The 20584-nt window shown below is 34.8% G+C and carries 19 protein-coding genes; 18 read left to right on the top strand and 1 reads right to left on the bottom strand.

The window, feature by feature from the left end; all coding sequences use genetic code 11:
- Positions 1-10: 10 nt before the first annotated feature.
- From GH741_RS14990 to GH741_RS14945, 11 genes are all read left to right on the top strand, one after another.
- Positions 11-838, top strand: a complete 828-nt coding sequence (locus tag GH741_RS14990) for a flagellar hook-basal body protein (protein WP_153737571.1) — start codon at positions 11-13, stop codon at positions 836-838.
- Positions 839-874: 36 nt separating this feature from the next.
- Positions 875-1225, top strand: coding sequence for a DNA-directed RNA polymerase subunit beta (locus GH741_RS14985; RefSeq protein WP_153737570.1), 351 nt, complete (start codon positions 875-877; stop codon positions 1223-1225).
- A gap of 139 nt (positions 1226-1364) precedes the next feature.
- Positions 1365-1784, top strand: a complete 420-nt coding sequence (gene fabZ / locus GH741_RS14980; RefSeq protein ID WP_153737569.1) for a 3-hydroxyacyl-ACP dehydratase FabZ — start codon at positions 1365-1367, stop codon at positions 1782-1784.
- Positions 1785-1891: 107 nt separating this feature from the next.
- Positions 1892-2065 carry a hypothetical protein gene (locus GH741_RS21785; protein ID WP_205677345.1) on the top strand — a complete coding sequence of 58 codons (174 nt, stop codon included), beginning with the start codon at positions 1892-1894 and terminating at the stop codon, positions 2063-2065.
- Positions 2044-2436: a hypothetical protein gene (locus GH741_RS14975; RefSeq protein WP_153737568.1), complete on the top strand. Its 393-nt coding sequence runs from the start codon at positions 2044-2046 to the stop codon at positions 2434-2436. The genes GH741_RS21785 and GH741_RS14975 overlap by 22 nt, the downstream gene beginning before the upstream one ends.
- A 975-nt stretch (positions 2437-3411) precedes the next feature.
- Complete coding sequence (locus GH741_RS14970) at positions 3412-3894, top strand: competence protein ComK (RefSeq protein WP_153737567.1); 483 nt, start codon at positions 3412-3414, stop codon at positions 3892-3894.
- Between the two features lie 146 nt (positions 3895-4040).
- Positions 4041-4682: a hypothetical protein gene (locus tag GH741_RS14965; protein ID WP_153737566.1), complete on the top strand. Its 642-nt coding sequence runs from the start codon at positions 4041-4043 to the stop codon at positions 4680-4682.
- A gap of 173 nt (positions 4683-4855) precedes the next feature.
- Positions 4856-5746, top strand: coding sequence for a TetR/AcrR family transcriptional regulator (locus GH741_RS14960; protein ID WP_153737565.1), 891 nt, complete (start codon positions 4856-4858; stop codon positions 5744-5746).
- A 13-nt stretch (positions 5747-5759) separates the two neighbouring features.
- Positions 5760-6626 carry an efflux RND transporter periplasmic adaptor subunit gene (locus tag GH741_RS14955; RefSeq protein ID WP_153737564.1) on the top strand — a complete coding sequence of 289 codons (867 nt, stop codon included), beginning with the start codon at positions 5760-5762 and terminating at the stop codon, positions 6624-6626.
- 2 nt (positions 6627-6628) lie between these two features.
- Positions 6629-9721, top strand: coding sequence for an efflux RND transporter permease subunit (locus tag GH741_RS14950; RefSeq protein WP_338079477.1), 3093 nt, complete (start codon positions 6629-6631; stop codon positions 9719-9721).
- Positions 9722-9944: 223 nt separating this feature from the next.
- Positions 9945-11021, top strand: a complete 1077-nt coding sequence (locus tag GH741_RS14945; protein WP_153737563.1) for a glycosyltransferase family 4 protein — start codon at positions 9945-9947, stop codon at positions 11019-11021.
- Positions 11022-11053: 32 nt separating this feature from the next.
- Here GH741_RS14945 and GH741_RS14940 read toward each other — a convergent pair whose 3' ends face one another.
- Complete coding sequence (locus tag GH741_RS14940) at positions 11054-12016, bottom strand: LCP family protein (RefSeq protein ID WP_153737562.1); 963 nt, start codon at positions 12014-12016, stop codon at positions 11054-11056.
- Positions 12017-12250: 234 nt separating this feature from the next.
- Between GH741_RS14940 and galU the strand changes: the two genes are divergently transcribed.
- From galU to GH741_RS14905, 7 genes are all read left to right on the top strand, one after another.
- On the top strand, positions 12251-13132 hold the full coding sequence (gene galU / locus GH741_RS14935) for a UTP--glucose-1-phosphate uridylyltransferase GalU (protein ID WP_153737561.1): 882 nt from the start codon (positions 12251-12253) through the stop codon (positions 13130-13132).
- Between the two features lie 152 nt (positions 13133-13284).
- Positions 13285-14712 carry a flippase gene (locus GH741_RS14930; RefSeq protein WP_170287639.1) on the top strand — a complete coding sequence of 476 codons (1428 nt, stop codon included), beginning with the start codon at positions 13285-13287 and terminating at the stop codon, positions 14710-14712.
- A gap of 45 nt (positions 14713-14757) precedes the next feature.
- Complete coding sequence (locus GH741_RS14925) at positions 14758-15528, top strand: glycosyltransferase family 2 protein (RefSeq protein ID WP_153737559.1); 771 nt, start codon at positions 14758-14760, stop codon at positions 15526-15528.
- A gap of 181 nt (positions 15529-15709) precedes the next feature.
- Positions 15710-16798, top strand: a complete 1089-nt coding sequence (locus GH741_RS14920; protein ID WP_153737558.1) for a glycosyltransferase family 4 protein — start codon at positions 15710-15712, stop codon at positions 16796-16798.
- A 63-nt stretch (positions 16799-16861) separates the two neighbouring features.
- Positions 16862-17782 (top strand): Wzz/FepE/Etk N-terminal domain-containing protein, encoded by a 921-nt coding sequence (locus GH741_RS14915; protein WP_170287638.1) that lies wholly within the window; start codon positions 16862-16864, stop codon positions 17780-17782.
- Between the two features lie 74 nt (positions 17783-17856).
- On the top strand, positions 17857-19140 hold the full coding sequence (locus GH741_RS14910; RefSeq protein ID WP_153737556.1) for a hypothetical protein: 1284 nt from the start codon (positions 17857-17859) through the stop codon (positions 19138-19140).
- Positions 19141-19460: 320 nt separating this feature from the next.
- On the top strand, positions 19461-20584 hold a 1124-nt coding region (locus tag GH741_RS14905; protein ID WP_240795518.1), incomplete at its 3' end, for a PA14 domain-containing protein.

Raw genomic sequence — 20584 nt, 5'->3', positions numbered from 1 at the left:
TTTTCTAAAAATGAGTAGAATGGCAATACAAGCAGCCGTAACGATGGGACAGTTGCAAAACAAAATGGATATAATCGGCCACAACATGGCCAATGTTAATACCAATGGATATAAAAGCCGACAAGCTGACTTCTCATCCTTGCTATTTCAACAAATAGATAACCTTTCTAACCCTGAAGTCGAAAATGTACGGTTAACACCAGACGGTATTCGAGTTGGTAATGGAGCTAAATTAGGACACACTAATATAAATCTGTCACAGGGAACCATTGCAGATACTGGTCGATCACTTGATGTAGCTTTATTGGCAGATAATCACCTTTTTCAAGTGAACGTTACTGAAAATGGAATTACCGAAACACAATTCACTCGTTCCGGAACATTTTATTTAAATCCTCTCGATGATGGGACAGTAATGCTTACGAATAAACAGGGGCATCCGGTAGTTGGAGAGAATGGCCCAATTATTTTTGCGGATGATTTTGATTCTATATCGTTCTCGAATAATGGAACAATTCAAGTAACTAGAAATGGTAATACCGAGGTCGAAGGTCAATTAGCTATTGTTGAAGCAATACGCCCACGCTTATTAGAAGCTGCTGGCGATAATAACCTTAGATTTGGTAATGTCGAAGGTGTCCAATTTAATCAAGGGGAAATTATTCAAGACGTGGCAGCTAATCAAGTGCAATTAAAAAGCCAAGCGTTAGAATCGTCCAATGTAGATATTGCTAAACAAATGACTGAGCTTACGCTGACTCAACGAGCATATCAATTTAATGCTAGATCCATTTCGATGAATGACCAAATGATGGGGTTAGTTAATCAATTAAGATAACCCTTAAGTAATTTCTAAGTAAGGAGTCATCAAGCCATGTTAACAATATTAGCTGAAAAAACTGAAGAGAATAAGAGCTCTGTAAAACGTAAAGAGCAGAAGAATCTTCAGAAACAAGAAAAAAAATTAGCGAAGCAAAATGAAAAATCTAACGGTAATGATAAAGATAATAGGAAAAAGCGACGTGAGGAAAAAAGGAAAAACAAAGTTCCCATCCGTCGTTTAATACCGATATGGCTGAAAGTAATCATTGTGTTAGTGCTTTCTTTTGCAGCTCTTATTGCGGGACTCATGGTGGGTTATGGCATACTTGGGGATGGCAATCCTACAGAAGCACTTAATTTTGAAACCTGGAAACATATCGTTGAGATTGTAACAGGAGAATAACACTGAGGATTTGTAAGTAAAGTGGAACATTTAACGTGAACCTTTTTGATTTTAAAGGACTGCATATACTCCTGCTTAAAATCTCTAGGTTTTCTTTTATTAACGATACATAGGACCAGATTAACAAGGAGGCGTTATTTTGTTTGATATCCAAAAAATCAAGGAAACAATACCTCATCGCTATCCCTTTTTACTAGTCGATGAAATTACCGAATTGGAAGATAAGCGGGTGGTGGGAAAAAAGAACGTTACAATAAATGAGCCTTTCTTCCAAGGGCATTTTCCCGATTATCCAGTAATGCCTGGCGTTCTAATTGTCGAGGCGCTAGCTCAAGTAGGAGCGGTTGCCATTTTAAACAAGGAAGAAAACAAAGGGAAAATTGGCTTTTTAGCAGGTATTGATAAATGCCGCTTTAAGCGACAAGTAAAACCAGGTGACCAATTAAGGTTAGAGGTTGAGATTATTCGCTTAAAGGGACCGATTGGTAAAGGAAAAGCTATCGCGACAGTGGACGGAGAACTCGCTTGTGAAGCAGAAATTATGTTTGCTGTTAAATAATACTCATAATTATTTGAACTTTATATTATAGAAAAAAACAATCTTCTAGCGAGGATTGTTTTTTTATTTGATTCTTAAACAACCCATGTATATTATCGTTCAATTTGATGAATTCTAAACGTGACCGTTTTACACGTATCAGTTGTAAAATAGGTTGTGGAAATTGCTTAAAAGAAATGGAAAAAATCGTTGAGGAAACTTTCTGGCAAAAAGGGAAAGCTAAAATAGAAGTTGTTATTCTAAAGGAGGAAAGTACCCAATGGACAAAAAGAAATGGTTAACAAGACTTGGTACTCCAGTACTTGCTTTGTCACTGCTTACAGCATGTGCTCAGGATGAAGATCAAAACCCACCACCAGAAGCGGAAGAGCCTGCAGATGAAATCCAAGAGGAAATGGATGATGTAGTTGATCCAGAAAATGGTGGGGAAAATGGGGATACAGGTCTAACAGATGAAAACCTTGAAGACAATCAGGGTAACGGCAATAATGGTGATATCACTGGTGAAGAAGGTAACGGTATGAACGGTGATACCAATGGTGGCGAAAACGGTGCTGAAGGTACTACAGACGGAGACAATGGTCTGACGGAAGAGAATACCGATGATGCTACGAATGAAGATACAATGGTTGATGACGAAGAAGATAAATAATTATTTAGGACCCAGTTAACCACTGGGTCCTTTTCTTAAGGCTCTTTTCATAAGTCTTCGCTTCTTAACCTTCGCACTTGATATAAAATGCGACGTAACTATTGTATTAATTTGTATTTCTGTCACTCTCTTTGAATGTGTTCTACATAACCGTTTCGGCAGAATACTTCGCTTTCCATGGGCACGACCTCAGCCTCCTCAAAAGCGAAGAGCGCTTTTTCCGGGGTCTTCGGAACGCGCTGTTCCCATAGGAGTCTACGTATTCTGCCTTCACTGTAGGGAATTTCCAATTAATGAGTAGTTATTTATTAAACAACGTTTGATGAATTCCTCCACTTGATTAGAAAATTATTAAAAGCAACGGAATAATAAGAATCCTTGAAAATACAAACCGATACTTTTAGTTCGTTTTAAACTCATGGATGTCGTTTCAAAGAGCTATGAGACAGAACATTCTGAAGATGCTACAGAGTATTTATTGTTCATATATGATGTTTTATTGAAGCGTAGGGCAGTCGACTCCAGCGGGAAAAGCGACGGCTGAAAATCCCGCAGGAAGTGGTATTCTTCCGAGGAAGTTGAAGCGTTGCCCGCGGAAAGCGACTGCCCGGAGCGCATGTCAACATGCAGCTAATTAAGGAAAAGTGAAAAAATTATCAAAAAAGTTACCATCGCAGTCTATAGATTATCCGTAAATAACAACATCTTTTAGAAAGCAGTCTTTCTTAAAGATATTTTTTTCACCGCAGAACATTGTTTCTGTGGTATTTATTAACGGAAAATTTCATTCTTTTCAGACAATAAAAATTAATAATAGCAAAAAAACAAAACAAAGGGAATATTAATATGCAAAATTTGTAAAATGTACATAATCTTTGGCGAATTTTGTTACAAAACTACACCATATAATTCCATTTTATGCATTTTATTGTAAACTACTTTTATAATTCAAAATAGCATTGGAGGTAATGGATATTGAAAAAATATTATACAGCCAAGTACGATATTTGTAAGAGTACGATGGCAGTCATTTCAAACAACGTTGAAGAGTATCAATCACTAATCCTAGAACCAGGGAAACTCATACTTTGTAAACAAACCCCAAATCAAATTTTAAGAGACAGTTGTTTAAGGTCTGGATCCACAATAGAAGGACGAAGAGAAGCAACTAAAAAGATATTAGGAACGAACAAAAAGTTGCCACTAACAGTTAATCCAGGGGAAGGGATTTACCTGATTCCAACTGAAGCAGTAAAAAGTAAGGGCTGTGCTTGGATTTCATATAACCAGATCAAATTGACTTCTGCTAAAGGAAATCTAACGGAAATTACATTTAAGGACGGATCCACATTAATTGTTGATACGTCAAAGAAACCATTCGATCAATTAATGAATCGTACAGAAAGGATTATTGTCTATATAAATCGTGGAATACTATTTGATAACGATGATGAATAAGTTCTTCCTGTGGTTCTAAAGCCCGGGTTAGTCACAATACAACGTAATCTGGGATTAAATAATGTAAAGAATTGATGGAGATATGGTATCATTGAGTGAAGGCAATTTACCTCCAAGAAAAAACACTAATACAAGGGGGATTACTTATGGTACGAACGGGTTATAAAGATGCAGGTGCAGTTAAAAAGATTCTTATCGAAAATCAGAAGCAAATCGTTGAAGAGATGAATTCAGAAAGTTATCAAGTGTATACACTATTGCATGAGCAATTACATAAAGGAAGTATAGAAACTAACGGCCTATTTAAATTTGTGTATCGTTCTTTTTACAATTTAGATAATCCTAGTGTAACGGATGAATTTGAACAAAGATATTTTGAGCTTCTTGAAAAAGAAAGACTAAATACTGACAGACCGAACATTACCGAAATTACTCATCAACTATACCAAGTCAAAAATAGAAATGGCAATCCATCCATGCAATTTCCGTTTGTGATGAATATGCTCCATATAAAAAATCCGTATTTTCCAAACTTCGAGAGTAACGTAGTAGATTTATTTTCATTTTCAACTTCCTATCATCTACAAGGTTTTAATAAAAAAATGAAACGGTCGATTGAGCAATATCGTCATTTACACGAGACCTATCAGCAGTTACTTGTTGATCAAGAGATCATTGGTATCATCAATCAATTAGATCAAAAATTTAATGATCGATCATTTAAAAAGCTTCCAGCTATAAAGAAGATTGACATGATTGTGAACCAAGCAGCAACTATTCTTAGTTAATAAGTGCTTATGGATTGTATGTAGATTGGATATAATGATATAGTAGTTAACAATAATGACTGACTGGTCAGTGTGACATTCTCACTGGCTAGTCAATTATTTTTATTTGAATTCAGTTGACTGACTAGTCAGTCAAACAAGTTACATTATTAAATGGAATTAGGTGAGAACAATTGAACGATAAGAAAAAGAAAATTATTGAAGAAAGTATTAAATTATTTGCTCAAAAAGGACTGCACGCTACCTCAATCCAACAAATTGCGGATGAAAGTAATGTTTCGAAGGGTGCATTTTATCTATATTTTAAATCGAAAGAGGAATTAACTGTCGCTATTTTTGAGTATTATTCGGAAATTGTATTTGAAAAAGTGGAACGAATAGCTTCTTTGGACATCGAGCCAAAGGAAAAGCTCGCGAAACAAATAGATGTATTTTTAGAGATGTTAACGAATCACAAAGAATACATCATAATGCACTTCAGGGATAATCTACAATTAGGTGACCAGTTAGATCATTTCATTATGAAGATGAATAAACAAAGCTTTGAATGGACAAAAATGAACTTGCTTGCAATCTATGGTGAAGCTATTCAGCCTTATCTTGTGGATGCTTCAATTCAGTTAGATGGCATGCTTCAGGGCTATTGCAAAAATCTAGTGGTACATGATTTAAAAGTAGATACGAAGGAGCTGGCTGCCTTTATTGTTCGACGGTTAGATGATCTGGTGCGGGGGATGATTACTAGTAAAGACCATCCTCAGGTAACTGTTGAACAGTTAAGCTATCATAATTTACTTAGGCAAGAAAATGTTACAGACACAAATAAAGTAGAAACGATCATTTCATCCATGCTTGAAAAGGTTAACCAGACGCCTTTAGATAAAGAATCGAAACAACAATTAGAGGAAGCGGCTGAAGTAATTAAATCAGAGGTTGCAAAACAAAACCCTAAGAAAATAATCATTCAAGGGATGCTGACACATTTTCAGGCAATACCAGCGCTCAAGGCTGATTGTCAAAAAATTGCTCAAATTTTAACGATAAATTTGTTACTACAGGATTAGAGAGGGGATTATTATGAAGAAATTTTTATTTCCGCTGTTTGCACTAATGCTTATTTTAGTCGGATGCTCGGAGGATGATACAACAACTGAAGAACAAGAAGATAGAGTAACACCAGTAGAGGTTGATCAGGTAATCCAAGAAGACCTCATTGTTGAGAAGAAATTTTATGGAAGAACCATGCCAGAAAGTAGTACACCGGTAATTGCTCCTGTTGCTGGTGAAATTGAAACATTAGAAGTTGCCAAAGGTGATCAAATAGATGAAGAAGACATAATTGCAACCATAACACGAGCTGATGGTCGAGGCGAACTCGATATTGAAGCCCCTGCTTCTGGTCAACTAACAACACTAGATGCTAAAGAAGGTGGCATGATATCCAACACCGAACCTTTTGCCGTGATTGTAAATTTAGACACAATACAAATACAGCTTAATGTAACAGCTGAAAACTTAGACATTTTCGATGGTAATGATCAAGCAACCGTCCGCTTTGACACGATCGATTTAGAAGAAGCTGCAACCATTGATTATGTTTCTTCGGTCGCCAACGAAACAGGCTTATACACGATAGAACTATCAGTTGATAATCAAGCTAATAACATTAAACCAGGTATGGTTGCGGTTGTTCATCTACCAGAAAATGTAGTAGAAAGTGCTTTGCAGATTCCTACCACTGCTTTGGTGGAAGAAGCTGATGAAACATATGTTTATGTCATTGAAGATGACGAAGCGAAGAAAGTAGCAGTTACAGTTATCGAAGCACAAACCGATTGGACAGCTATAGAAGGGGAAATTAACAAAGGGGACACAGTAGTTACAAGTGGCCAATTAACCTTAGCTGACGGATATAAAGTAGACATCATGAAGGAGGAAGGTTAATCGTGAAGTTAGTAGAAACTTCCGTCCGGCGCCCTGTAGGGGTAATAATGGTAGTACTCGCAATTATCGCATTAGGGTTTATTTCTGTTCGTAGCTTAGCGATTGACCTTTTTCCAGAAATTGATCTTCCTATTGCTGTAGTTGCAACCAGCTATCCGGACGCAGCTCCTCAAGAAGTCGAAAAACAAATTAGTCAACCACTTGAATCAGCTTTAAGTTCAATTGAAGGAATTGAATCCATTCAATCACAATCACAGTCTGGTTCCTCTCTTGTCATCATGATGTTTAGCACAGGGACTAATCTTGATAATGCCTTGCTCGAGGTCAGGGAAAGTGTTGATCAAGTAAAAGGCATGCTACCTGATAGTACCGGTGATCCAAGAGTTTTACGGTTCAATCCGAACCAACTACCAATAATGTGGGTTGGTTTATCAGGTGATGATACCGTTCAGTTACAAGAAATAGCTGAAGATCAAATCGTGCCATACTTTGAACGTCAAGGTGGAGTTGCTTCTGTAACGGTTGAGGGTGGCCAAGAGCGTGTAATTGAGTTAGAACTTGACCGTGCTAAATTAACTCAATATGGATTAAGTCCACAAATTATTATGCAAGCCTTAAGCGGTGCTAATTCATCTGCTTCTGCTGGTGTCGTGGCAAAAGGAGATAAGGATTTACAGGTTCGTATCAATGGAGATTACACCTCGGTTGAAGATATTAGACAAACGATTGTACAAACACCACAAGGGGCAACACTGCACGTGGAAGACGTTGCTAATGTCAATGATACATTCCAAAGCTCAGGGACATCGTTAGTCAATGGTGAGCCTTCTGTCGTGTTATCTATATTGAAGCAATCAGATGGAAATACAGTGGAAGTATCCGATAATATTTCAGCAGCGATTGAGGAACTAAACGGAGATTTACCACCAGATGTAAATCTGCAAGTGGTTGTCGATACATCAACATTTGTTAAGCAGTCGATATCATCTGTTGTTCAGAATATGGTATATGGTGGAATTTTTGCCCTCTTCATTCTGCTATTGTTCCTGAAGAGTGTTCGAGCAACAATCGTCGTTGGAGTATCAATTCCAATTGCAATCATCTCTACCTTTACATTACTTTACTTTACTGGTGAAACATTAAACGTCTTAACCATGGGTGGACTAGCGCTCGGTCTAGGTATGATGGTCGATAGTTCGATTGTTATACTAGAAAACATCGTATCGTACCGGCAACGAGGTTATAGCCGAAAAGAAGCGGCTGTAAAAGGTGCTTCAGAACTGGCGCCGGCTGTAATAGCATCGACAACAACAACACTTGTTGTATTTTTACCAATCGTGTTTACAGAAGGGATTGCATCTGAATTATTCACACCATTGGCGCTTACTGTTGCATTTGCTTTAATAGCATCACTAGTCGTATCGATTACGTTAATTCCAATGCTTTCATCCAAATTGTTAACAAAAGCTATGGAGGACAATGGACGTCGTTACTGGTTTGATCAATTATTGAACAAATTCAACAATGGCTATGAAAGAGTCCTTCGTAAAGTTTTGAAGTTCAGAAAAACGACAGTAGTAGCTACTGTTCTAATAATCGGCGCAAGTCTTTCATTAATTCCCTTCATAGGAACTGAGTTCATTCCACAAGGGGATCAGGGACAGCTTAGTGTTAATGCAGAAACGCCGATTGGAACTTCGTTTGAAAAAACGGAAGAAGTCGCAGCCCAAGTAAGTGAGAGGCTGGAAAACTACCAAGATGTAATTGATGTCAATTACGTCACACTAACTAGTGGTGGTGGCGGTGGTATAGGAATGATGGGTGGTAGCAGTAATAGTGCATCCTACACTATCCAATTAGTACCGCAAGCAGAGCGTAACCAGTCAACTGAAGAAGTATTGCAGGAAATTGATCAAGATTTACAAGACATTGTCGGAGCAGAAATTACAGTCGCGGAAATGGGAGCAGGTGCTATGGGCTCTGGTGACCCTATTTCAATAAATATCAATGGACCCGAGCACGATGTACTAAGAGAACTTGCCAATCAAGTAATTCATACCATTTCCGATGTGGAAGGGGTTCATAATCCGACAACATCTGTTTCTGATACACGTCCAGAACTAAACGTAACAGTTGATCGTGAAATTGCTGCTCAGTATGGACTAACTCATCAGGAAATAATGAATCAAGTTCGGATGAATTTCACTGGTCAGACAGTTATGCAATACCGTGAGGACGGCGATGAGATGAATGTCACGTTGACCTATCCGGAAGATGAACGCAGTACAATTAGTGATCTTGAAAATATGATGATCCAAACGCAGCAAGGCACCATGGTGGCGCTAGCCTCTGTTGCTGACTTTGAACAAATACAAGGACCAGCGAGTCTTTCTAGAGCAAACCAGCAAAGACAAGTGAATGTAACAACAGGAATCATAGGTCTTGATTTAGGAAGTGTCAGCACAGCTATCGAGGAAGAACTTGCTACCATGAATTTCCCTGAGGATTATTCCTATTCAGTAGGTGGGGAAGCAGAAGATATGGCAGAAGCATTCTCTGACTTAGCTCTTGCACTTGTATTGTCCATATTCCTAGTATATGCAGTAATGGCAATTCAATTTGAGAACTTCCTATTCCCATTAATTATTATGTTCTCTATGCCAGCAACAGCCGTAGGGGTGTTTGGTGGACTATTCATTACTGGTACACCACTTAGTATAACTGCTTTCATTGGGGTCATTATGCTCGCCGGTATCGTAGTTAACAACGCAATTGTACTTGTTGACTACATCAATATTGTTAGGCGGCGAGGTATTGACAGGTATGAAGCAATACTCGAAGCGGGTGTCAGCAGAATGAGACCAATTCTAATGACCACCCTAACGACAATCCTAGCAATGCTTCCATTGGCATTAGGGTGGGGTGAAGGCGCCGAGACGCAGCAGCCATTGGCCATTACCGTTATCTTTGGTCTTGGAGTCTCCAGTGTATTCACACTACTACTAATTCCAGTGGTCTATACCTTGTTTGATGATCTATCGATAAAGGTTAAAGGTTTGTTTGGACAGAAAAAAGAAAAGACAACAGAAGTATAGAAGGAATGAGCACTTCCTGATGGTGGGAAGTGCTCTTTAATTTAGACTTGTAGTCAGTGCTGGTTGAGGAAAATCCAAAATTCACCCTACTTTTTAAACAGTTATGTTAAAATAGAAGAAAATATTGTCGGATTGGCTGGTATATTTTGATTAACATATATAATTTGTTTTGTTGAATAGTAATAAGACACACAACTTTTAAAAGTAAAGCAGGGATATTCTTATGTTAAATGTAACTGACCTTATTATTGGATTTTTTATTTCATTTGTATCAACATTATTTCTAGTTTATCCTATTAAAAAATTAGCTATTAAACTAAAAGTAATGGACATACCTGATTATAGGAAAATTCATATAACTCCAACCCCAAGGCTAGGTGGGTTGGCAATTTTCCTTGGAACATGTTTAGGTTTGGTATATTTGGCTCCATCACATGAACATTTTTTAGAAATTAGCATAGGTGCTTTGATTATTGTAATAACCGGTATTTTAGATGATAAATATCAGATCAGGCCAATAATCAAGCTTTCAGGTCAATTGTTAGCAGCAGGGATATTGGTTTATGGTGGTTTAATCATTGATAAGGTGAATTTGCCTCTTATCGGACTAGTCGAGCTGCAAAATTTCAGCATAATTATTACAATACTATGGGTAGTCGGTATTGCAAATGCAATAAATTTAATCGATGGATTAGATGGGTTAGCATCAGGTGTTTCAACTATTGCATTAACAAGTATTTTAATTATTGCAATAACAGACTTCAGCTTGATAGTGATTTTCTTTTGTGTTGTTCTAATTGGAAGTAATCTGGGGTTTTTATTTCACAACTTTCATCCTGCAAAAATATATATGGGGGATACAGGATCAATGTTTCTAGGTTATTCCATTGCAGTTATCTCCATGCTAGGTTTATTTAAAAATGTAACATTGTTCAGCTTTTTAATTCCAATTATTGTTTTAGCTGTACCGATATTTGATACTTTATTTTCTATGCTACGAAGATTCATAAATAAGCAAAAAATAATGATGCCTGATAAAAAACATATTCACTATCAACTTTTGGCTGCTGGATTTAGCCATCGGAATACGGTGATAATTTTATACGGATTCAGTGCCGTATTTGGGGCACTAGCAATTTTGTTCTCCAATGCTTCAATTGGTCTAACTTTACTAATAGCTATAGTTATTCTCATATTGCTTCATTTATTGGCAGAAATGGTTGGGGTTGTAGGTAAGGGTGGAAGACCAATACTAAAATACAGTAAAAAGATTTATAAAATGGTAAGAGGAATAAAATAAGAAGTCCTCATTGTAGAGGACTTCAAATAATGTCAATTTAATTCTAAATGGCTCCTCAATTCAGTACTAATAGTTTCTAGCGACTTCTCATCAACAACATAATAGGAAATGCCATCAATGCTTTCATTTGTACCATCGAGTTTTAATTGCTCGATATTATTAGTGTTAAAATTCCTATATTCTTTATAGAAGCTCATAAGTTCTGATAACTTCAAATTCGAAGTAACATTTTCCCCATATTCATTAGCAAGATTATCTATCTTGAAGACAGTACTAGGTGAAGTGAGTTTATCGATTACTGCTTCCACCACTTGTTTTTGTCTATCCCCTCTACCTATATCACCTTCTGGATCTTGTTTTCTCATTCTAGCGTATCCTAGAGCTTGTTTCCCATTAAGGTCCATGGCTCCTTCAGTGTAGTATAGCTTTCCGGTTCCATCGTGACTATCTTCTGAGAAATTGAATGGAACATCAACGGTTATTCCACCAACAATATCAATAACATTTAGGAATCCAGCAAAATCAATTGTTGCAAAATAGTCGATAGGGATGTTCAGAAATTCTTCTACTGTATTTATCGTCATCTCTGCTCCCCCATATGCATAGGAATGATTAATTTTATCTTGTATATTTTCTCCGATTATTGGTACAAAAGTATCTCTTGGAATACTTAACATTTTTAATGTTTCCTCATCCTGGTTAAAGGTAAGGACTATTATCGTGTCTGATCTTCCATTCGATCCGCCGGAGGAGTAGTTTTCTATCCCAAGTAAAAGAATAGAAATAGGATCATTTCCAATATCAACTGACTTTTCTCTTAAAAGAGACTTATCTCGGTTTAATTCACTATAGGAGTCGCTTGTGGCTTGATAAGCTTGAAAATAAATGTAGCCACCAATACTGAGCAATACTGCAAATAATATAATAAAAGAAATGAAAAATCTTCTTTTAAAGTTCTTTTTCTTTTGTACTTTCTTAACTTCTTTACGTTTCATCATTTGTTTCCCCTTATATATCCTGTATATTATTAAATTCCTCTAAAAAGACATTATACACCAGTGGTAGATAAAAGGTAAATAGAATTTGATATCTATTTCGACATTATGATATATAAAAAATTGAACAATAGATGTCTATTATGATAGAATAATATCGCTTAATAAAACCAACAAATTAGTTCACATATTTATTATATAAAATTAAATCTAATTTTAAGGAGAGTAGTATTAATGAAGGTTACTAAAGCAATTATTCCAGCAGCCGGGTTAGGTACTAGGTTCCTGCCTGCAACAAAAGCACAACCAAAGGAAATGTTACCTATAGTGGATAAGCCTACAATTCAATATATAGTAGAGGAAGCGGTGGCCTCAGGAATCGAAGATATAATTATTGTCTCCGGGAGAGGTAAGAGAGCCATAGAAGATCATTTCGACACTTCGTATGAACTCGAGGAAACACTAGCAAGAAAAAATAAACTGGATATGTTGGAAGCGGTACGGGAAATTTCTTCCCTTGCAAATATTCACTATATAAGACAAAAAGAACCCAAAGGTCTTGGTCATGCAATATTTTGCGCTAATCGATTTATAGGTCAAGAACCATTTGCAGTGTTATTGGGAGATGATATTGTACAAGCGGATGAGCCCTGCTTAGCCCAATTAATCGCTGTTCATGAAAGATATGGGAAATCAGTAGTTGGTGTGCAAGAAGTAGAAAGTGAAATGATTTCAAACTATGGTGTAATTGCACCCGACAACTCTGAAGATTTATTGGATAATGTGATGAAAGTGAAATATCTGGTGGAAAAACCTAAACAAAAAGATGCACCATCTAATTTTGCTGTCATGGGCCGCTATATACTCACTCCTGAAATATTTGATATTTTAGGGGACCTTCAACCCGACCAGGGTGGAGAAATTCAATTAACAGATGGTTTAAAGATTCTAAACGAAACACAACAGATTTTAGCTTATAATTTCAAAGGCAAACGGTATGATATTGGAAATAAATTAGGCTTTATTAAAGCAACCATCGATTTTTCACTTAACAGAGATGATTTAAGAGACGATGTTAAAAAATATTTACAACAAACTTTGTCAAATATGAACTAATTCATGTGTTCTAATAAAGAATACACTGATGTAATTGAGGTCTATGTTAAATATAGGTCTCTTTTACTTTGATACTTTGTTTTACATAAAAATGAGAATAACATGTTAAATCTATGTGTATTGACTAATTGTCAAAAGAAAGGAAATATATATTGAAAAACAAAACCCTTAAAAATTTATTTTCCCTTTCATTTGCTGAAATTATTACAAGACTAGTAACTTTTTTACTTATGATTTATGTTGCCAGGGTATTTGGATCAGGTGCCTTCGGACAAGTAGCATTTGCGCAAATTGTATCAGAGTATTTGGCCTTAATTATTATTTTTGGTATGAACACTATAGGTGTTAGAGAAATTTCAAGGAATAAGGAGAATACAGGCTGGATAGTAAAAAAAATATTAAGTATCCGTGTCTTGCTATTCTTATTATCTTTGGTCGTATTATTTTTAATTATCTATTTTATGGATTTCAGTGGTCAGCAAAAAGTGTTAGTTATTTTATATGGCATATCAGCTTGTTTATTAGCCTTGACGGATTTAGGTTGGGTTTTTAATGGACTGTCGATGATGGGATATACAGGTATGCTAAAGGTTTATCAAAGAGGTATATATTTCATTTTAACAGTATTGTTTTTGACATTTATTACAAATAGTGTGTATGTACTCCCTATAGCAATCATGATTAGTGCGATTGCTACAGCCTTGATCGGTATTTTTCTAATGGAGAGGAAAATAGAATCATTTAGTTTTAAACAACTTTTCCAAAATAATATTAATCAATATAACCTAAGGGCTAATCCCCTAATAAAAAGTAGTCTGATGGTTTTCTTTTCAGCCCTAATGGTTAAACTGTATTATAATTTTGATACAGTTGTTTTAAAGATGTATCAATTTGATGATGAAATTATAGGTTGGTACAATGCAAGTTATCGTTTAATTTTGCTACTTGCAACCTTTTCAGGAATTATTGTTGCTGTCATTTTCCCACTTTTATCCAAATTATCTAACCAAAACAAGAAAAAGTTACTTACACAGTCTCTCCAATATATGTTAATGCTTATTTTACCTATAATTATAGGTGGACAAATATTAGCAAGGGAAATTTTAGTATTCCTATACGGAGAAGAATTTGGTGCCGCCTCGCTAAGTTTAATAATTCTTTTAATTGCATTACTGTTTATCTACCTTAACTATGCTTTAGGTCATTTCCTGTTATCAATGAATAAAGAAAGAACCTTCATAATCTTTGTTACCATTGGTGCTGTCTTTAATGTTGTGAGTAATATAATTTTAATTCCACATTATGGGTTGGTTGCAGCAGCCTCAACCACTATTGGCGCAGAACTAATCGTATTTTCTGGATACATGTACCATATACTAAAAAACAACTTTTTAGTTATTCATGCTAATTGGATTCTTAAAATAGGGACAGTCATGATAATATTTGCAGTCTTAACTTATTATGTCAGTATGGTCACCCACTTACTAATTACAGTTTTGATAGGTGCGTTTATATATTTATTATTAATATTTTTGTTAAGAGTCATTACCGTGGAAGAATTGAAACGGTTAATTAAATGAATATTTTAATGGAAAGAAATTAAAATAAACAAGAAGGAGATTTACATGGAAAAAAATCAAGAACCGTTGGTCTCAATAATAACTCCTACATATAATTCTGACAGGTTTATAGAACGAACAATCAAGTCGGTTCGTGACCAAACATACCAAAACTGGGAAATGATAATTATTGATGATTATTCTAAAGATCAAACAGTAAATCAGGTTAAGAACTATCAAAATAAGGATAAAAGAATTAAGTTGATTGAACTTAATCAAAATAGTGGTGCGGCTGTTGCAAGAAACACGGGAATAAATGAAGCTAAGGGGAAATTTTTAGCCTTTTTAGATAGTGACGATCTATGGGATTCAACAAAGTTAACAGAACAGGTCCAATTTATGCTGGATAACGATTATAAGTTTTCGTTTTCTGATTATTCAATAATGGATAAGGAAGGAAATCTATTAAATAAAGTAATTCCTGCAAAAAAACAAATAGGGTATCACTCTTTGCTAAGACATCCAGGTGCAATTGGTTGTTTAACTGTAATGTTAGACCGAGAGAGGATAGATAATATTGTTATGCCAAATATTAAGACTAGACAGGATTTCGCTTTATGGCTAAAAATATTAAAAAGAGGAATAAATGCGTATGGGTTAAACAAAAACTTGGCCACTTACCGGAAAGTCCCGGGATCAATCTCTAGCAACAAGGTAAAAGCCGCAAAGAAAAATTGGTATGTTTATCGTAAGATAGAGAATCTTAACATTATAAAAAGTGGTTGGTACTTTAGTAACTATGCAATCCGTGCATTAATAAGAACAATTTTTAGTTAAAACTTTTTTTTGTGTACTATCTAAATAATTACTCATTCTTTTCATGATATTTTGACAAAAAACTCACTTTTACATTTACAAAGTAACATCTCAAACGGTAATATATTAATTATATGTTAATGTTATTTTTAACAAAACGTCATTAGACTAATAAAATACTCATAGACAGAGGAAGGTTACTTTGAAAAAACGAGTAAGCCTATTAACCCCATACTTATCTAGTTCTATGGGGGGGATACAAAATTTATCTTATTTCTTGTTTTCCACTTTAAAGGAACAGGGTGTTGATGTACGTGCCTATTCCGGAAAAGTCGATGATAATGAAAAGTTTAAAACCAATACTTTTTACAGTGATGCTGCCAATTCACAATTGAAAATTGGTTATGAGATTTTTAAAGCATCATCTATGGCAAATAAAAAGGAACAATATGACTATGCAATTGCTTTAACATGGAGATTGGGTTTAATCGCTATGTATTTTAACCAACGTTATAAAATCCCTTACATTGTGTACGTTCATGGTAATGATATATATCCCGATAAAAAGACAAGAGCAGAGAAATTCCTCATCAAAATGGTCTTATCCAATGCAACTACCATTGTTGCAAACAGTCAATATACCAAAGAATTAGCTGCATATTATGGAGATTTCTCAATTGAAATTATCCACCCGGGTATCAAATTTCAAGAAGAAAATATAGATGTAGATGATACAAGTGAACGAAGACTATTTACGATTTCAAGATTAGAGAAAAGAAAAGGAATTGATACCACATTGTTGGCTTTACAAAAACTAGTAAAGCAAAATAAAACGTATCATTACTATATTGCCGGTAAAGGACCATATGAGAATAAACTGAAAGACCTTGTTAGAGAATTAGAATTAGATAAACATGTCACATTTCTTGGATTTATATCTGAGGAAGAAAAGCGAGATCTTATAAAGAATAGTAATCTCTTTGTAATGCCAAGTTACGAAATTCCAAGTGAAGGCAGTGTAGAAGGATTTGGTATTGTATACCTTGAAGCAAATATGTACGGAAAATTTGTAATTGGTGGTAAATCTGGTGGTATCTCAGATGCAGTAATTGATGGTGAGACAGGTTTAACTGTAAATGGAAAAGAACCCGAAGAAATAAGAGGCGCAATTGAAAAATATTTTAATGAAATTCATCAACAAATATCTCATCAAAAAAAATGTATTGAATGGGCAAAAAAGCATGATTGGAATATTATTGTTAGGCAGGTTTTAGAATTAATGGACCGTTAAGGAGATTATATTGATTTAATAATCTTACATTGATGAATGTTTCACGCTGGAGGTAATAAAAGTATGGATGATGAATTAAAATTAATCGAAATTTTAAAGGTTCTTTGGAAAGGTAAGTGGATTATCCTTGGTGTGACAGGACTTGCATTAATTTTAAGTATAGTAATCAATCAAAATTTATCAACACCTGAAAGTCAATCGTCTTTAGCTATTACTTTCAACCAAGACGGAGAAAAGTATAGCAATTTTGATCTAATGAAAGAGGAAATTGTCTCAGTAAATAACTTTGCTGAATTAATGACATCAAAACGCACTCTAACATTTGCTATGGAGGGTGTTACTACTGAGCGCTCTATAGATTCCATTCAAGATGATTTAAGAATTGAAACAACAGATCAATCATTAAATGTTGTGCTAACTGGGGATAACTTAGATGAAAATGAAAAAATAATAGTTAATATTGTCAATCAGACATTGCAAGAACTAGAAAAACAGTTAATAGTCGCGTATGAATCTGAGCTCTCATATTACAATAATAAAATGGACTCTCAACTTAATCAGATTCGAAAAACCATAAAAAAATACAATGAAAATACAGACAATAAATTACCAGCGTTTTATCTCTTAAATCAGCAACTGTTAAATACAGGAGGAAGTATCGAAATAGATGCTGGTTTAATGGAGTCGCTAACTGAATTAACAAGTCAGGAGCAAGTTGATTTTATTAGAGTAAATACAGAAATTAATCTTCATCTCAAAAAGTACAACGAGTTTTTAAATCAATACTCTATAATAGATCAAACAACAGTTGACGCTTCAATTGCATACTCTCATTTAATTAATATACCGAGCGAAACTACACATAATGCTGCACCATCACCAAACCGTGAATTGAATATCTTCTTAGGTGTTATGGTAGGAATTATTCTAAGTATTTTCATCGTTTTTATAAGAGTGTATTTCAAGAATAGACAAGCGAAGTAGAATCAATAATAAAATCAGATTGTTTTATGTACTCTCAGAATTCGACGACAAAACTTATATTGGTGTGATTAATTATGAATGGTAAAGTTAACATTAAATTAGATTCTCTACAATACTATTGTATACAAGCATTAATTATTATTTCTTCCTTTTATGTTGTGGAAAGTTATAGCCCTAGAGAGATAATTTTCACGTTCTCTCTTCCGCAACGTGTTTTTCAAATCATTTTTTTGCTATTAATGGTTTGGTCTATAATTAAGGCGTTAATAGATCGGTCTGAAAAAGAACGGAGCAAAATAGATAACCTAACAGCTATATATCTAACTATCTTCGTATTAAGTATGATTTTATTTATTATTAAAATGCCTTTGACTCCGGATGTTTATGGAGGGAAGTACAGTAAAGAGTTTTTTATGTTATCTGCTGTTGTGTTTAACCTTATAGTTACCTCTTTATTCTTTTACTTTAATTCGATTCCCCTTGATAAAATGAAAAAACTAGCTAGGTTATTTGTGAATTGTGGTATCTTCCATGCTTTTCTGGCAATCATTTTATATTTACTTTATTTTTTGAATATCAATAAATTAAGTATTGGTGTGGACATTGGTTATAGTTTTCCAAGGTTACAGGGGTTTACAAATGAACCATCCTTTTATTCCATTTATATACTTTCAATAATTCTCCTAAAACTTTACCTTGATCGTTACAAATGGAATTGGTCAACTTTATTTTTAATTCTTACGTTTGTCCTTAGCTTTAGCTCTACAGGGCTAGTTTTGTTAGGTGCAATATTGATAGCGATTCTGTTTTTATTTAAATTTAAATACAAATTGATACTAATAGCCGGAATGGGTGTATCTGTAATTGTATCTTTTTTTATTGAAAAGTTAAATTTTCTTTATTATAGAGTTTATGAACATATTATGGTGTTACTAACTAATGGCAATTTTTATACTCGCTATAATGCACCTAGAGCACACGAAATCTTAAATGAATTTAACCAGCTAGTACAATTAGACTGGATATTAGGAAATGGATTTGGATCAGACATATACTACGGTGGTTCAGTAGTTGACGGGATTATAAATATCTATACCCGGATGATGTTTGAGGGCGGGATAATAACTATTTTCTTAATTGCATTATTCACTTTTTTTATTTTCTATGTAACAAGAAAGCAGAAACTTTTGCTTATAATGGCGTTGATAACACTTTTATACCTTAATATGAATAACCCAGGGATGTTAGTTTTTCAATATTTATTGCTAGGGTTTGCTTATTACTTAAGTAAAAAGGACAATACAGATCGTAGTAGTTTAGCTAAAAACGAGGATACTCCCCCAATTGAATTTAAATAAGCAAATGAATGAACAACTGAAAAATAATCTTTCTATCGCTATTACCTAGTGTACTTTTTATAAACTAGGTACTAGCGATTTTTTGTTTTTATATAGTTAGAAAAATATTATTTTTAAATAAATTTAATAAATTATGTTGCCAAGAATAAACCCTATATCCTTGACAAAATAGCTTAAATTTAGATTGTTTAGTCTTAGTAATTAAAATGGTAACAATTTGAGTCTAATAAACTATCAAATGCTGAAGAAATTTGTGATATTATGTAGAAGTAATAGATTTTACTTATATTTAAAAATCCATAGGGGGGAGAATATTAGCTTTGATTAAAAATTTAATAAGGATTACTTCTGTGGTGACTTTAGTTACTATTAGTAGCTTAATGACAAGTCAGCTTGTTTTAGGTGCAAACGATAATTTTAATCCAGACTTTACAAGTGATGTAGCAAATATTCATTTTAACTGGGGGACAGGCAAGCCTGACCTAGCTAAATCACCTGATAATTTTACAGCTAGATATAGACAGATGAAAGTTCTTAATCCAGGGGATTATTTTGTCCAGACATTAGCTGACGATGGTGTCAGAGTAACCGTTGATGAGGGAGAGCTAAAACCAAAAATTGACCGTTTAACTTCTTTTAGTAATCGAACGGATAGCAGTTTATGGTTGGGAGTATCTGCTGGTAATCATATGATCACTACTGATTATTTAGAATTAGCTAATGATGCGGCGGTGTTTTCAGATGTAGTTCCATTTGGGTCTTGGCTAGCTTACTATTACGATAATCCATACCTAAAGGGTCTTCCTATTTCTGCAAAAGTAATAGAACCTGTCGGAAAATTTGATAAGCTATCAGAAAATAATAGCTTTGGGAGTCCTACTTCTGGAATGCCGAATGATAATTTTTCTGCCAAATATACAACAGCAAAGCGGATTACAGCAGGAAATTATATTCTACGAACAAAAGCAGATGACGGTGTGCGAGTATACCTTGATGGGAAATTGATTTTAGATCGTTGGAATCAAGGAGCACATACAGGCGAAGCTATTCAGGTAAAGATTGCTGATCGTAGCAACTATCCTGTAAATGAGAAAGATGTTCATTGGATAGAGGTGGAGTATCGCGAAAATACCGCTAGAAGTGAGATAGATGTATTTTTAGAACCATATGAATCGGCAATAGCTTCATCATCAACATGGATTGGCGAATTTTTCGAGAATGATAAATTCAGAGGTGTTCCGTTAATTGTTGGTGGGAATAATAGTTTTGAACCAGTTACAGCGATTGACTATAATTGGGGTCAGGGCTCACCATTAGCAACGGTGCCAAAAGATCATTTTTCAGCTAGATTTACGAAAAATATACGTTTGTCAGAAGCAAAAACGTATATCGTAGATGCATCGGCAGATGACGGTGTTCGTGTATCTGTAGATGGTAAGGTTGT

The sequence above is a fragment of the Aquibacillus halophilus genome, assembly GCF_009649745.1.
Taxonomy (GTDB): Bacteria; Bacillota; Bacilli; order Bacillales; family Amphibacillaceae; genus Aquibacillus; species Aquibacillus halophilus.
Note: the sequence above shows the minus strand (reverse complement) of the source record. Positions and strands in the feature narration are given on the sequence as shown.